At 68.2% G+C, this 13,780-nt stretch carries 15 protein-coding genes; 11 read left to right on the top strand and 4 right to left on the bottom strand.

Going from position 1 to position 13,780, the window contains the following annotated elements; genetic code table 11:
* Positions 1-26: 26 nt before the first annotated feature.
* The 5 genes from ACZ5BU_RS02150 to ACZ5BU_RS02130 are packed head-to-tail and all read left to right on the top strand — an operon-like array spanning position 27 to position 4,111.
* On the top strand, positions 27-1,475 hold the full coding sequence (locus ACZ5BU_RS02150) for a 2-hydroxymuconic semialdehyde dehydrogenase (protein ID WP_465694845.1): 1,449 nt from the start codon (positions 27-29) through the stop codon (positions 1,473-1,475).
* The gene (locus tag ACZ5BU_RS02145; protein ID WP_465694844.1) at positions 1,472-1,885 is read left to right on the top strand and encodes a RidA family protein; all 414 of its coding nucleotides are present in this window, start codon (positions 1,472-1,474) and stop codon (positions 1,883-1,885) included. Before ACZ5BU_RS02150 ends, ACZ5BU_RS02145 begins: the two co-directional genes overlap by 4 nt.
* Complete coding sequence (locus ACZ5BU_RS02140) at positions 1,885-2,400, top strand: 3-hydroxyanthranilate 3,4-dioxygenase (RefSeq protein ID WP_465694842.1); 516 nt, start codon at positions 1,885-1,887, stop codon at positions 2,398-2,400. The genes ACZ5BU_RS02145 and ACZ5BU_RS02140 overlap by 1 nt, the downstream gene beginning before the upstream one ends.
* Positions 2,397-3,392, top strand: coding sequence for an amidohydrolase family protein (locus ACZ5BU_RS02135; RefSeq protein WP_465694841.1), 996 nt, complete (start codon positions 2,397-2,399; stop codon positions 3,390-3,392). The genes ACZ5BU_RS02140 and ACZ5BU_RS02135 overlap by 4 nt, the downstream gene beginning before the upstream one ends.
* A complete protein-coding gene (locus tag ACZ5BU_RS02130) occupies positions 3,389-4,111 on the top strand; it encodes an alpha/beta hydrolase family protein (protein ID WP_465694840.1) in 723 nt (240 codons plus the stop codon). The genes ACZ5BU_RS02135 and ACZ5BU_RS02130 overlap by 4 nt, the downstream gene beginning before the upstream one ends.
* An 8-nt stretch (positions 4,112-4,119) precedes the next feature.
* On the opposite strand, the gene ACZ5BU_RS02125 is transcribed toward ACZ5BU_RS02130, so the two are convergent.
* Both ACZ5BU_RS02125 and ACZ5BU_RS02120 read right to left on the bottom strand, forming a co-directional pair.
* Positions 4,120-4,809, bottom strand: coding sequence for an O-methyltransferase (locus tag ACZ5BU_RS02125; protein WP_465694838.1), 690 nt, complete (start codon positions 4,807-4,809; stop codon positions 4,120-4,122).
* Positions 4,810-4,957: 148 nt separating this feature from the next.
* A complete protein-coding gene (locus tag ACZ5BU_RS02120) occupies positions 4,958-5,740 on the bottom strand; it encodes a DeoR/GlpR family DNA-binding transcription regulator (RefSeq protein ID WP_130384025.1) in 783 nt (260 codons plus the stop codon).
* 101 nt (positions 5,741-5,841) lie between these two features.
* On the opposite strand from ACZ5BU_RS02120, the gene ACZ5BU_RS02115 reads away from it, so the two are divergent.
* Positions 5,842-6,726 (top strand): SIS domain-containing protein, encoded by an 885-nt coding sequence (locus ACZ5BU_RS02115; protein ID WP_465694836.1) that lies wholly within the window; start codon positions 5,842-5,844, stop codon positions 6,724-6,726.
* Positions 6,727-6,736: 10 nt separating this feature from the next.
* Here the strand turns inward: ACZ5BU_RS02115 and ACZ5BU_RS02110 are convergent, their stop codons facing one another.
* On the bottom strand, positions 6,737-7,894 hold the full coding sequence (locus ACZ5BU_RS02110; protein ID WP_465694834.1) for an MFS transporter: 1,158 nt from the start codon (positions 7,892-7,894) through the stop codon (positions 6,737-6,739).
* An 89-nt stretch (positions 7,895-7,983) separates the two neighbouring features.
* On the opposite strand from ACZ5BU_RS02110, the gene ACZ5BU_RS02105 reads away from it, so the two are divergent.
* From ACZ5BU_RS02105 to ACZ5BU_RS02085, 5 genes are all read left to right on the top strand, one after another.
* Complete coding sequence (locus ACZ5BU_RS02105; RefSeq protein ID WP_465694833.1) at positions 7,984-8,514, top strand: CGNR zinc finger domain-containing protein; 531 nt, start codon at positions 7,984-7,986, stop codon at positions 8,512-8,514.
* Positions 8,515-8,756: 242 nt separating this feature from the next.
* Positions 8,757-10,130 (top strand): extracellular solute-binding protein, encoded by a 1,374-nt coding sequence (locus ACZ5BU_RS02100; protein ID WP_465694831.1) that lies wholly within the window; start codon positions 8,757-8,759, stop codon positions 10,128-10,130.
* 34 nt (positions 10,131-10,164) lie between these two features.
* Entirely contained in the window at positions 10,165-11,007 is an 843-nt protein-coding gene (locus tag ACZ5BU_RS02095; protein ID WP_465694829.1) for a carbohydrate ABC transporter permease, read from the top strand.
* On the top strand, positions 11,004-11,897 hold the full coding sequence (locus ACZ5BU_RS02090) for a carbohydrate ABC transporter permease (RefSeq protein ID WP_465694827.1): 894 nt from the start codon (positions 11,004-11,006) through the stop codon (positions 11,895-11,897). The genes ACZ5BU_RS02095 and ACZ5BU_RS02090 overlap by 4 nt, the downstream gene beginning before the upstream one ends.
* A complete protein-coding gene (locus ACZ5BU_RS02085) occupies positions 11,894-12,757 on the top strand; it encodes an NAD-dependent epimerase/dehydratase family protein (protein WP_465694826.1) in 864 nt (287 codons plus the stop codon). The genes ACZ5BU_RS02090 and ACZ5BU_RS02085 overlap by 4 nt, the downstream gene beginning before the upstream one ends.
* Here the strand turns inward: ACZ5BU_RS02085 and ACZ5BU_RS02080 are convergent.
* Positions 12,730-13,728 (bottom strand): LacI family DNA-binding transcriptional regulator, encoded by a 999-nt coding sequence (locus ACZ5BU_RS02080; RefSeq protein WP_465694824.1) that lies wholly within the window; start codon positions 13,726-13,728, stop codon positions 12,730-12,732. The two genes, ACZ5BU_RS02085 and ACZ5BU_RS02080, sit on opposite strands and share 28 nt — an antisense overlap.
* Between the last annotated feature and the right edge of the window lie 52 nt (positions 13,729-13,780).

Raw genomic sequence — 13,780 nt, 5'->3', positions numbered from 1 at the left:
CTGGGCAGCCTTCGAATGTTGGGCTCTTGCGCCACTTTGTCGGCGGCTCGTTCGTGGAGAGCGCCTCCCGGTTCGCGAAGGTTTCGCCGGTGACCGGGGAGCAGATCTTCGACGTGTGTGAGGCCGACTCATCGATCGTGGACGCCGCGGTCGGCGCTGCGCGGGCGGCGTTGACTGGTCCCTGGGGCCGGATGAGTGAGCAGGAGCGGGCCGTCGTACTGCGCCGTGTGGCGGACGGGTTGGAGCGGCGGTTCGAGGATCTGGTGGCGGCCGAGGTCGGCGACACCGGGAAGTCGATCAGCCAGGCGCGGACGCTGGACATCCCGCGCGGTGCGGCGAACTTCCGTGCGTTCGCGGACTTCGCGACGACCGTGCCGGCCGAGTCGTACACGACCGTGCTCCCGGACGGACGGCGGGCGCTCAACTACGCCGTACGGAAACCCGTCGGCGTCGTCGCGATCGTCGTACCGTGGAATCTCCCGTTGCTGTTGCTCACCTGGAAGGTCGCGCCGGCGCTTGCCTGCGGCAACGCGGTGGTGGTCAAACCGTCCGAGGAGACCCCGTCGTCGGCGACCGTACTCGCCGAGGTGATGGCGGAGGCCGGCGTACCGGACGGCGTCTTCAACCTGGTGCACGGCTTCGGCCCGTCGTCGGCCGGCGAGTACCTGACCCGCCACCCCGGCGTCGACGCGATCACGTTCACCGGCGAATCGGCCACCGGTACGGCGATCGCCAAGGTCGCCGCGGACCGCGTCAAGGCGGTCTCCTTCGAGCTCGGCGGCAAGAACGCCGGCCTGGTCTTCGCCGACGCCTCGCTCGACGACGCCGTCGAAGGCTCGGTCCGCTCGACCTTCACCAACGGTGGCCAGGTCTGCCTCTGCACCGAACGCCTCTATGTGCAGCGACCGGTGTTCGACGAGTTCTGCACGCGTCTGGCCGCGCGCGCCGCGGAGCTCACGTACGGCTGGCCCGCCGACGAGGCCACGACGAACATGCCGCTGATCTCGAAACAACACCGCGACAAGGTCCTCTCGTACTACGACCTCGCCCGCTCCGAAGGTGCCGAGGTACTGACCGGCGGCGGCGTACCCACCTTCGGGGACGCCCGCGACGGCGGCTTCTACGTACAGCCGACCGTCGTCACCGGCCTGCCTGCGGATGCTCGTACGAATCGTGAGGAGATCTTCGGGCCGATCTGTCATGTCGCGCCGTTCGACACCGACGAGGAAGCGTTCGCCCTCGCGAACGACTCCGACTACGGCCTGGCGGCAACCGTCTGGACCCGCGACGTCGGCCGCGCGCACCGGGCAGGTGCCGCCCTCGACGTCGGGCTGTGTTGGGTGAACACCTGGTTCCTTCGCGACCTGCGTACGCCGTTCGGCGGGGTGAAGCTGTCCGGTATCGGTCGTGAGGGTGGGCGGCATTCGGTGGACTTCTACACCGAGACCACGAACGTTTGCGTGGAGTTGTCATGACGCTTGTGCCTGGGAAGGCGGTGCCGCGCGGACGGTTTCCGCATGTGCAGGTCCGCGGTGGGTTCGCGTTCGTCTCGGGTACGTCGAGCCGGCGTCCCGACAACTCGATCGCCGGCGCCTCGGTGGACGAGCTGGGTACGGTGTCGCTGGACATCCGGGTGCAGACGCGGGCCGTACTGGAGAACCTCCGGGACATCCTCGGCGCGGTCGGCGCGGGGCTCGAGGACCTGGTGAGCGTGACGACCTACCTGGTGTCGATGAACGACTTCGGGGGGTACAACGAGGTGTACGGCGAATTCTTCGACGAGTCCGGGCCGGCCCGGACCACGGTCGCAGTCCATCAGCTGCCGCATCCCCAGCTGCTGATCGAGATATCCGGAATCGCGGCGATCCCGCAAAGGAGCGAGTGATGGTCAACTTGGAGTCGACGAACTTTCCGCAGTGGATCGAGGAGAACAAGCACCTGCTGAAGCCGCCGGTCGGCAACAAGCAGATGTTCCCGACCGGGGACGACTTCATCACGATGGTGGTCGGCGGTCCGAACCAGCGGACCGACTTCCACGTCGACCCGTACGAGGAGTTCTTCTACCAGATCTCCGGTGAGCTCAAGGTCAACGTGATGACCGACGACGGCCCGGCGACCGTCGCGGTGAACGCCGGTGAGATGTGGGTGCTGCCGCGGAACATGCCACACTCCCCGCAGCGCGGCCCGAACTCGATCGGCCTGGTGATCGAGCGAGTCCGGGAGCAGGGGACGCTGGAGAAGTTCCGCTGGTACTGCGCCAACTGCAACGGGATCGTGCACGAGGTCGAGCTGCAGGTCACCGACATCGTCGCCGACCTGCCCCCGGTCTTCAAGGCGTTCTACGACAGCGAGGAAGCCCGCACCTGCCCGTCCTGCGGCACGGTGCACCCGGGTAAATGACCGTCGACGTCCACACCCATCTGGTTCCGCGCGGCTGGCCGGATCTCGCCGCGGCGTGCGGCGGGGACGGCTGGCCGTGGCTGCGGATCGACTCGGAGCGGGCTGCGACGATCATGATCGGATCGACCGAGTTCCGCCCGATCGGACCGCAGGCCTGGGATCCGGCGGTCCGCCGTACCGACATGGATGCCGACGGCATCGACGTACAGGTGGTGTCGCCAACGCCGGTCTTCTTCGGCTACGAGCGGCCTGCCAAGCAAGCGGTCAAGCTGGCGGAGATCTTCAACGACCTGACCTTGGAGACGCTGGCGGGGGATCCGCGGTTCGTGCCGTTCTGCCAGGTGCCGTTGCAGGACCCGGACCTCGCGTGTGCCGAGCTGGACCGGGCCCGCGCGGCGGGGCACGCCGGCGTCGAGATCGGCAACCACGTCGGTGACAAGGACCTCGACGACGCCGGGATCGTTGCCTTCCTCAAGCATTGCGCGGAGACCGGTACGCCGGTGCTCGTCCATCCGTGGGACATGCCGGGCGGCCCGCGGCTGGATCGTTGGATGGCCCGCTGGCTGACCGGGATGCCCGCCGAGACGCACCTGTCGTTGCTGGCGCTGATCCTCGGCGGCGCGTTCGACGTACTGCCTGCGAACCTGCGGATCTGTTTCGCGCACGGGGGCGGGAGTTTCGCGTTCTGGCTCGGCCGGCTGGAGAACGCCTGGCACCGCCGCGGCGACCTCGTACGTGGTTGCTCCGAGCATCCACCGTCGTACTACCTGGACCGGATCCTGGTCGACACGGTGGTGTTCGAATCAGCGCCTTTGCGGCTACTTGTCGATACCTTGGGGGAAGACCGCGTTCTGGTCGGCAGTGACTATCCCTATCCACTGGGTGAGCGGCCGGTCGGGGAGGTGGTACGGAAGTCCGGCTTCCTGACCGCGGAACAGCAGCACAAACTGCTGACGGCCAATGCCCTGCGCTACCTCGGGAGGTCTGAATGAGTGAGGACCGGTCGGTACTGTCGCGCAAGGCGCCCGAACCCGATCAGGAGCTGCGGTACGGCGACCACGCGGACCACGTCATCGACTACTGGCACGGGCGTGAGAGCCGCCCGCTGCTGGTGTTCATCCACGGCGGGTTCTGGCGGCCCGAGTACGACCGGGTGCACGCCCGTTCGCTCGGCGCCGCACTGTCCGACCTGGGCTGGCCCGTGGTGTCGCTGGAGTACCGCCGTGAGCCCGGGAACCCGGACACGACCACAGGAGACATCCGCACGGCGCTCGAGGCGCTACCGGACCTGGTGGACGTCCACGCGGGCTACGTACTGATGGGCCACTCCGCAGGCGGCCAGCTGGCTCTCTGGGCCGCGGCTACGCTCAACCCGGTCCGCCTGCGCGCTGTGGTCGCTCTGGCACCCGTAGCCGACCTCTTGATGGCAGACCAGCAACACCTCGACAAGGGCGCCGTACAGTCCTTCATCGGTGGCGGCGTACGCAACGACCTGGACCCTGTCCACCTGCCGGCCTCGATCGCACCCGTGACCCTCCTCCACGGCGTCAACGACACGGTCGTCCCGATCGCCCTCACCGAGTCGTACTTCGCGGCTCACCCCACAGCCCATTTCCACCGCATCGACCACTGCGGCCACTACGAACTGATCGACCCGCAGTCCGACCCCTGGCACGACGTAACCACCGAACTAACCCGCCTCACGACCTGAGGCGGCGGTTACTTCAGGCGTTTGGCGGCGGTGAGGAGGCCCTCGGAGGTGGGGAGGAGGGCCGAGACCAGGTTGTCGTCGTCGCGGACGGCGCGGATCAGGTCCCGCAGCGCCATCGTGTCGGGGTCGCGGTGCGCGGGGTCGGCGACCTTGCCGCCGGTGAGGATGCCGGCGAAGGCGACCAGGCCGCCGGGGCGGAGCAGCCGGAGGGCCTCGTGCAGGTAGGCCGTGTTCTCGCGGCGGTCCGCGTCGCAGAAGACCAGGTCGTAGTGACCGTCGGTGAGCCGGGTGACGACGTCCAGCCCGGCGCCGGCGATCAGGCGGAACCGGTTCGACGCGACGCCGGCGTCGAGGAACGTCTTGCGGGCCAGTCGCTGGTTCTCCGCGTCGATGTCGACCGTGGTCAGGGTCCCGTCGGCGCGCATGCCGCGCAGCAATGCCAGACCCGAGACACCGGTACCGGTGCCGATCTCGACGACCGCCTTCGCCCCTGCCCCGGCCGCGAGCATGCTCAGCGCGGCGGCCGTACCCGGTCCGATCGGGGCGACACCACTGTCCGCTGCGCTCGCCCGCGCACCGGTGACGACTTCGTCCTCACCGGTGTAGTCCTCGGCGTACGCCCAGGACGTCGGGTCGATGCCGGTGGCGATGGCGTCCTCCCAGTGGTCGGCTGGCTGATGTGCGGCTGCGGTACCCATGCTGAACCGAAGCCTAGCGGTTCAGGGTCCGCTTTCCGTGCTGCACGCGCTGAGGATGCGCAGTCTTGCTCATAAGGGCCTTGCCCTGATCAGATATGATCGTCTCATCGAGACGTGACTCACCTGATGAGGGAGGTGTGGAGTGCGGTCAGGCGCGGATGACGTCGATGCCGGCTTCCTTGAAGACGGCCAGCTGGCTCTCGTCGGCCTGGGCGTCGGTGACGAGCGTGTCGATCTCGCTCAGCTCACAGATCCGGGCGAACGCGCGCTGCCCGAGCTTGGACGAGTCGGCCACCACGACCACCTTCGCGGCCCGGCTGACGATCAGCTGGTTGATGTTCGCCTCGCCCTCGTGGTGCGCGGTGGCGCCGGTCTCGTCGATCCCGTCGACGCCGATGAACGCGATGTCCAGGGACAGGTCGGACAGGATCCGATGCGACAGCGGCCCGATCATCTCGTAGGACTGCGGCCGGGCCACACCGCCGGTCAGCACCATCTTCACGTGCGGCCGGACGATCAGCTCGTTGGCGATGTTCAGTGCGTTCGTCACCAGTGTGAACGCCGGCTCGCCGTGCTCCGCGGACAGCTCCGGGCGGGTCGCCAGTGTGCGCGCCACCTCGGAGATCGTGGTCCCGCCGTTCATCCCGATCACCATGCCGCGACGGACCAACGTGGCCGCCGCTTGCGCGATCCGCTGCTTCTCGGACGCGAAACGCGCAGTCTTGTAGCGCAGTGGCAGGTCGTACGACACCGCGTTGGCGACCGCGCCGCCGCGGGTCCGGGTGAGGAGCTGTTGCTTGCCGAGATGGTCCAGGTCACGCCTGATCGTGGCCGCGGACACGTGCAACTGCTCGGCGAGTTCGTCGACGTCGATGGCGCCTTTCTCGGCGAGCGACTCGAGCAAGGTGTTGAGGCGTTCATAACGCTTCACCCGGGGCTCCTCCTTCACACAATCGGTCAGCCGGGTGGCGGCTGGTTGGCACCATTCGATCACGTTCGAGCAGTTTCGACCATGACAAGTGCGGAGACGACATGACCCAGACGCCATTCGTGAGCAGTGAGATCGCCACTCAGCCGGACCTCTGGCGACAGGTCTCGGACGGTTTCGCGCAGTACGGCAGTGCACTTCCGACGGCCGGTCAGCGCGTCGCGGCGGTCGGCTGCGGTACGTCCTGGTTCATGGCAATGGCGTACGCCGCGCTGCGCGAGGACCTCGGTCAGGGCGAGACCGACGCGTTCGCCGGATCCGAGTTCCCGGCGGACCGGACGTACGACGCGATCGTCGTGATCAGCCGCTCCGGTACGACCACCGAGGTGCTCGACCTGATCCGTACCACCGACCTGCCGACCGTGGCGATCACCGCGACCGTCGGCTCGCCGATCTTCGACCTGGCCGACCAGACCATCCTGCTCGACTTCGCCGACGAGCAGTCCGTGGTACAGACCCGGTTCGCGACCACCACGCTGGCGCTGCTGCGCGCGTCGCTCGGTGAGAACCTGTCGAAGGCCGCCGCGGACGCTCAGACCGCGCTGACCGTCGACGTCGACGACCTCGCCAAGCTCGAGCAGCTCACGTACGTCGGCACCCGCTGGACCATAGGCCTGGCGCACGAGGCCGCGCTGAAGCAGCGGGAGGCCGCGTCGGCGTGGACCGAGGCGTACCCGGCGATGGACTACCGGCACGGCCCGATCGCGATCGCGCAGCCTGGCCGCGGCGTCTGGATCTTCGGCGAGCCGCCGGCAGGCCTGCTCGACGACGTCGCCGCCACCGGCGCCACCATCGTCCACCACCCCGACCTCGACCCGATGGCATCCCTGGTCGTCGCCCAGCGCGTCGCCGTCGCCAAGTCCCTAGCCCTAGGCCTCAACCCCGACCAGCCCCGCAGCCTCACCCGCTCCGTCATCCTCGACGCCTGACCTGCCCCGATCAGGCTCGACGACTGAGATAGCCCGCGCCGGCTGCGGCCACCAGACCACAGCCGGCAATCACCAGCGCGTTTCCACTCCCCGCCGCCGGAACAAGTACTCCGGCGGTGGCCTGCCCCAGCGCCGACGTGCCCACTCGGAGGCTGGCTGCTGTGGTGCTGACTCGGCCCTGGAGTTCCGGTGGACTGTACTGCTGGCGGGCCGCGAACATCGCCGGCAGTGTCGGTCCCTCGGCCAGGCCTGCCGCGACGGCCAGGGCGAGTAGTACGACGAAGGTCGGTGCGAGCGCCCACGTGCTGAGTACGAGACCGTACGCCGCGACCGACAGCATCACGATGTACTCCGGGCGGAGCTTCAGGCGGCTGAGCAGGAGGGCTGTCGTGACGCTGCCGGTCTCGACCGCTGTCCACAGGTAGCCGGCGGCTGATCTGGGTTGGCCGAGGGACGGCATGTGCAGCGGCAGCGCGATCAGCAGGATGCCGGTGAAGCCCATCAGCAGGGTGGTCGTCACGGTGGACGCGCGCAACGGTGGCGTACGGGCGAGATGCCGGAGGCCGCCGACGACCGCGGCCAGGAACGGTTCGCCGGACGCGCCGACCGGCGGAAGGGCGGGGAGGCGGGTGATCGCAGCGATGCTCAGCGCGGCGGCGGAGACGATCACCACGACGGCGGCGTCGACCGAGACGACGGCGGCCACAGTGGCCGCGGTGGCGGGGCCGGCGATCGCGGCGGCGCTGAAGCTGACGGACTCGAAGGCGTTGGCCCGAGCCAGCCGTCGCTGGTGGAACAGGCTGGGCAGCATGCTGGTGAACCCGCCGCTCACCATCGGCAGCGTCGCGCCCGCGACCGCTGCGAGCACGGGGGCGAGCCAGTCGGCGTTGTGGCCGACGACCATGAGCAGTACGAGCATGACCGCGGCCAGCGTGGCCTGGTTGACGGCGAGTCCGCTGCGCCGGTGGGACGTACGGTCGAGCCAGGCGCCGAGCAGCGGGCCGGTGACGATCGCGGGCAGTGCGTACGCCGCGCCGGTGAGGCCGGCGAGGGCCGGGCTGTCGGTCCGGTCCAGGACCAGCAGGACGAGTGTGAACGCGACCATCTCGTCGGCGAACCGGGCCAGCGTCGCCGCGAGGTAGTAGCTAGGCCCTGTCTGGTGATCCATCGGACAGGACCTAGGCACGCCGATCCCTCCTGTAACGCGATATAATCTGTTACGCGTTACGGTAGCAAATGCGTTACGGGAGGGGCCTAGTGGAAATTCAGTCCCCGGAGCGGCTGATCCGGCTGGCCGTCGATCTGGTGAACACCCGCACTCGCGAGCCCGAGAAGCTGACCTCGTCGGCCGACGTCCGGGACTTCTTGCTCGCGCACGGTGAGCCGGAGCCCGTCGAGGTGGACGCGCGTGACCTCGAGCAGGTCCGCGCGGTGCGTGAGCGGTTGCGTCCGGTCTTCGAGGCGGACCCGGGTACGGCGGCGCGGACGTTGAACGGGGTGCTGGGGGAGTACGCCGTACGTCCGTACCTGTCGGATCACGACGGGTTGCCGTGGCATCTGCACGTCGCGGAGCCGGACGCCTCCTGGGCGGAGTGGCTGGCGGCGACGACCGCGCTCGGACTGGCTACGTTCGCCGCCGGCCACGGCTTCGAAGCGCTCAGCGTCTGCGCCGCCGCCGACTGCGAGCAGGTCTTCGCCAACCCCGCCGACAACCGGCCCCGCCGCTTCTGCACCCCCCGCTGCGCCACCCGCACCCGAGTAGCCGCCCACCGCGCCCGGCCCCACTAGGCCCTGGCCCTGGCCGCAGCCGTGACGGGTTGGGGGAGGATTTCATCCCGATTCAGGAGGGAAATCCTCCCCGACCTCGCCGACCTCGCCGACCTCGCCGACCTCGCCGACCTCGCCGGTAGGAGCGGCGAGGCTGAATTGTTGCGAAAGCAGTTTCGGGTGAGGTCTGGTGTTTGCGAAAGCGCTTGCGCTACCGTGCGGAAACGGTCGCCTGCTGACCGACACCCCGCAGAGGAGTTCCGATGAACAGGTTTGCAATCCGTTGTGCTGCAGGGCTTTCCGTACCGTTCCTGCTGGCGGCCTGCTCGAGTGCGCCGTCGTCGGGCGACGGTTCGGGGACCGGTGCCAGTCCCGGCGGACCGGTCACGATCACCGTCGGCGACCGCCCGAGCAGCTCCGACCCGGCCAACCGGGCCAACTTCGACAAGCGGGTGGCTGACTTCCAGAAGGCCAACCCGGACATCAAGCTGAACCCGGTCGAGACCATCTGGGACGCGACCACCTTCCAGGCCCAGGCGGCCGGCGGCCAGCTGCCCGACGTACTGAACGTACCGTTCACCGAGCCGCAGGGCATGATCGCCCGCCGGCAGGTGGCCGACCTGACCCAGGTGCTGAAGGACCAGGGCCTGATGGACAAGTTCAACCCGAACGTCCTGAAGATCGCGCAGGACAAGTCCGGCAACGTGTTCGCGGTACCCACCGCGGCGTACTCGGTCGGCCTGGTCTACAACCGGGACCTGTTCAAGAAGGCCGGTCTGGACCCCGACAAGCCGCCGGCGACCTGGGACGAGGTGCGCGCGGACGCGAAGCAGATCGCCCAGAAGACCGGCCAGGCCGGCTACGCGCAACTGACCACGAACAACACCGGCGGCTGGATGTTCACCACCCAGACGTACGCGTTCGGCGGTTCGATCGAGAACGAGGACGGCACCAAGGCGACGTTCGACGACGCGCCGTCGAAGGCCGCGCTGCAGCTGCTGCACGACATGAAGTGGACCGACAAGTCGATGGGCCAGGCGGTGCTGTACGACATCCCGGGGATCTCCAAGGCGTTCGCGGCCGGGAAGATCGGGATGTTCATGGCCGCGCCGGACGCGTACCGCACGCTGGTGCAGCAGAACGGCCTGCCGTCGTCGGCGTTCGGCATCGGTCCGATGCCGCAGCAGGGCGGTGACCACGGCACGCTGACCGGTGGCAGCGTCCAGATCGTCAGCCCGAAGGCGACCGACGCCGAGAAGGTGGCGGCGGTCAAGTGGATCAAGTTCAACTACCTCAACAAGTACGTCGACCAGGACGCCGCGGTCACGAGTGCCAAGGCCGGTGTCGCGGCGAAGCTTCCGGTCGGGACCCCGGGCCTCCCGGTGATCTCGGCGGACCAGTGGTCGACGTACCAGTCCTGGATCAAGCCGTACGTCAACGTGCCGCTGCAGCAGTTCGCGCCGTACACGAAGGTCGCTGCCGACCAGAAGATCATCGCTGAGCCGCCGGTGAAGGCTCAGGAGGTGTACGCCGCTCTGGACCCGGTGGTGCAGACCGTGCTGGGGAACGAGAAGGCCGACGTCGGGTCGCTGCTGACGAAGGCCGCCGGCACCGTGAATGCCAAGCTCGGGCGCTGACTTGCTCCGGCGCCTGCGCAACGGAGTACCGGCAGTGCTGTTCGCGCTGCCGGTCCTCCTGGTCTTCCTGGTGTTCTCGTGGGGCCCGATCGTCAAGGGCCTCGTGATGAGCGTGCAGCAGACCAACCTGGTCGATCCGGTGAAGTGGGTCGGGCTGGACAACTTCCGGTACGTGCTGACCGATCCTGGCGTCGGTCAGGCCGCACTGAACACGCTCTGGTTCACCTTGCTGGCCTTGCTGTTCGGCTTCCCGGTACCGGTGCTGCTGGCGATGTTCTTGTCCGAGCTGCGCGGCAAGTCCTGGCTGTACACCACGCTGGCGTACCTGCCCGTCATCACACCGCCCGTGGTCGCCATCCTGCTCTGGCGGTTCTTCTACGACCCGTCGCCCAGCGGGATGTTCAACACGATCCTCGGCACGGTCGGGCTCGGACCGTACCCGTGGCTGGACAGTCCGTCGTCTGCGATGCCGTCGATCGTGCTGGAAGCGACCTGGGCCGGCGCGGGCAACGCAGTCATCATCTACCTGGCCGCGCTGACGTCTGTACGTGCAGACCTGTACGAAGCGGCCGAGCTCGACGGTGCAGGCGTCGTACGGCGGGTGTGGCACGTCATGCTGCCGCATCTGCGGAGCGTGTTGCTCTTGATGCTGCTCCTGCAGGTGATCGGGACCATGCAGCTCTTCACCGAGCCGCTGCTGTTCACCGGCGGTGGACCACAGGGGTCGACGATGACGATCCTGTTGCTCATCTACAACTACGCCTTCGTCAACGGGGACTACGGCGCCGCTACCGCGCTGAGTGTCCTCCTGGCGATAGCGCTCGCCGTACTGTCCGCCGTCTTCCAGTTGGCGACCCGTGGTTGGAGTACTGAATGAGCGCTGCAAACACCGAACGTGGTGCGCTGTCGGACGCGGACCGGAAGCTCACACGAGTACGGGTGCCGTTCGTGATCGGACAGGTCCTCGTACTGATCGGTCTGCTCATCGCGGGTCTCGGTCCGATGCTGTGGTTGCTCAAGGCAGCTATCTCGCCGACGCAGGACAGCATCCGCTCACCGCTCGGTTGGTTCCCGTCCGGCCAGGTCCAGTGGCAGAACCTTGCTACAGCGTGGCAACAGGGCCACATCGGCTACTACCTCGGCAACACCGCCTACATCGCAGCAGGTACAGCGGTCGTGTCACTGATCGTCTGTACGACGGCCGGCTACGTCCTGAGCGTTCTACGGCCACGCTGGGGCTCACTGTTGTCCGCACTGATCCTGGCGACGCTGTTCGTCCCACACATCGTGTCGCTGGTCCCGCTGTACCTGACCGTACTGAAGCTCCCGCTCGTGCACGCCAACCTGACCAACACGTTCTGGGCGGTCTGGCTGCCACCCGCGGCCAGTGCGTTCAACGTGCTGATCGTGAAGCGCTTCTTCGACAGCATCCCTCGTGAGTACTTCGAAGCGGCGCGGATCGACGGCGCCGGGTCGATCCGGGTGTTCACGTCGCTCGTGCTCCCGCTGTCGCGGCCGATCCTCGGTGTGGTCGTGCTGCTCAGCATCATCTCCTCCTGGAAGGACTACCTGTGGCCCCTGCTGGTGCTGACGAATCCGGATCTGCAGCCGGTCTCGGTGGCGTTGCCCAAGATCGCGAAGGTGACGGAGCTCAACATCCAGTTGGCAGGCCTGTTCCTGGCGCTGCTGATCCCGGTACTGCTCTTCCTGGTCTTCCAGCGAGCATTCCTGCGTGGCGTGGGCCTGTCTGGGGGAATCAAGGCGTGAAACGCGTCCTGGTCACCGGTGCGGACGGCTCGATCGGCCGTGCCGCCGTCACCGGCCTGCAAGCAGCCGGGTACGACGTCACGGGCCTGTCCCTGCGCTACGACCACACCAGTACGGCGGACCGCACAGTCGTCGGCGACGCGCGGTCAGCGGCGGACGTGACGGCCGCACTGGTCGGCGTAGACGCAGTACTGCATCTGGCGGCCATTCCGCATCCCAGTTTGGGTACGCCGGAGGAGGTGTTCGAGAACAACGTCGCTGCGACCTTCAACGTGCTCGCACAGGCGGGACAGCTCGGAGTACGGCGTGCCGTGATCGCGAGCAGTATCAACGCGTTCGGCGTACCGATGAACGTGAACGACGTGGAGCCGGCGTACTACCCCCTGGACGAGGAGGTGGAGGCGGACATCGCCGACCCGTACTCCTTGTCCAAAAGCGTCGACGAGCAGAGCGCACGGATGGCGTGGCGGCGCTGGGGGACCGACGTGATCGCACTGCGGTTCCCGCTGGTCAAGACTCGTGAGGACCTGCTTAAGTTCGCGGCGAGGACCGAGAGCGATCCAGCGACGATGGCCCGGGAAGGCTGGGCGTACCTGGACCTGCGGGACGGCGTACGCGCGATCATCGCCGCGCTGGAGTCGACCGCGCCTGGTGTGCACGTCGTGGGGCTCGCGGCCGACGACATCCTGATCGATCGGAAGACGGACGAGCTGCTGCGTGAGTACGCGCCCACGGTCCCACTCCGACGACCTGTGGAAGGACGTGCCTCACTGGTCGACACCACGCGGGCGCAGCAGCTGCTGGGTTTCCGCCCGCGGCACTCGATCCACGATCAGGCGGTGTCCGCGATGACCACCTGAGGTTCGACGTACTCGACGCCGGGCTCGAGGTCGCCCTCGAGCAGCCGGTTGGCGACCCGGCGGCCGATCTCCTCCAGGCCGACGTCGATCGTGGTCAGGTGCCGGGTGCCGCGCTGGTCGTGCATCAGGCTCTCCCAGTTGTCGACGCCGATCAACGCGACGTCACCGGGCACCTGCCGGCCGCTGGCCCGGACGACCCGTTCCACACCGCGGCCGATCGCGTCGCTGCCGCAGAAGATCGCGTCCACGTCGGGTACCTCGGACAGCAGTTCGGTGGCGGCCTGCTCGCCCCACTCCTCGCGCCAGCGCCCGAACCGGACCGGTGCCGCCCACTCGAGGCCGGCCTCGGCGAGCAGCAGCGCGGCGCCCTCGGCCCGGCGTTGCGCGGCCATGTCGTGCGGCTCCGCCGTCAGGTGTGCGATCTTGCGCCGGCCCTGCGACAGCAGGTGGCTGATCGCGAGCCGCCCGATCGCGTAGTCGTCGGCCGTGATCGTGGTGTCCTGCGGATCCTCCGGAACGGTGAACGCGTTGATCACCGGGACGTCGAAGCGGCTGGTCAGCGAGGGCGTGCGGAAGGACGTACTGGTACCGATCACGATCACGCCGTCGATCCGGCGGGCCCGGAGCTGCAGGATGCTCTCGTCCACGTGGTGCTGCTCGTCCATCCGGGCGTCGTACAGCAGGATGGCCCGCTCCTTGGCGCCGAGCTCGGTCGCGGCGGTGGCCAGCACCACGCGGGTGAACGGGTTCGACGAGCGGTGGGTGAGTACGCCGATCGTCTGGCTGCGGCCGCGGGCGAACGAACGGGCGAGGGCGTTGTGCCGGAAGCCCAGCCGGTCCGCGGTCACGCGGACGTGCTCGCGCGTCGCCTCGGAGATCCGGTCGGTGCCGTTCAGCGCCTTGGACGCCGTCGACAGCGAGACCCCGGCCGCGGCGGCGACGTCGGAGAGCGTGATCACCTGGTCGGCCATTTCTCCATCGTAGTCAGCTTCGAGCCGTTGACAGCGCGCCGGACCGCGTATC

The sequence above is a fragment of the Kribbella sp. NPDC031520 genome (assembly GCF_055580825.1).
The sequence above is the reverse complement of the archived record's forward strand: the minus strand, read 5'-3'. Positions and strand labels throughout refer to the sequence as shown.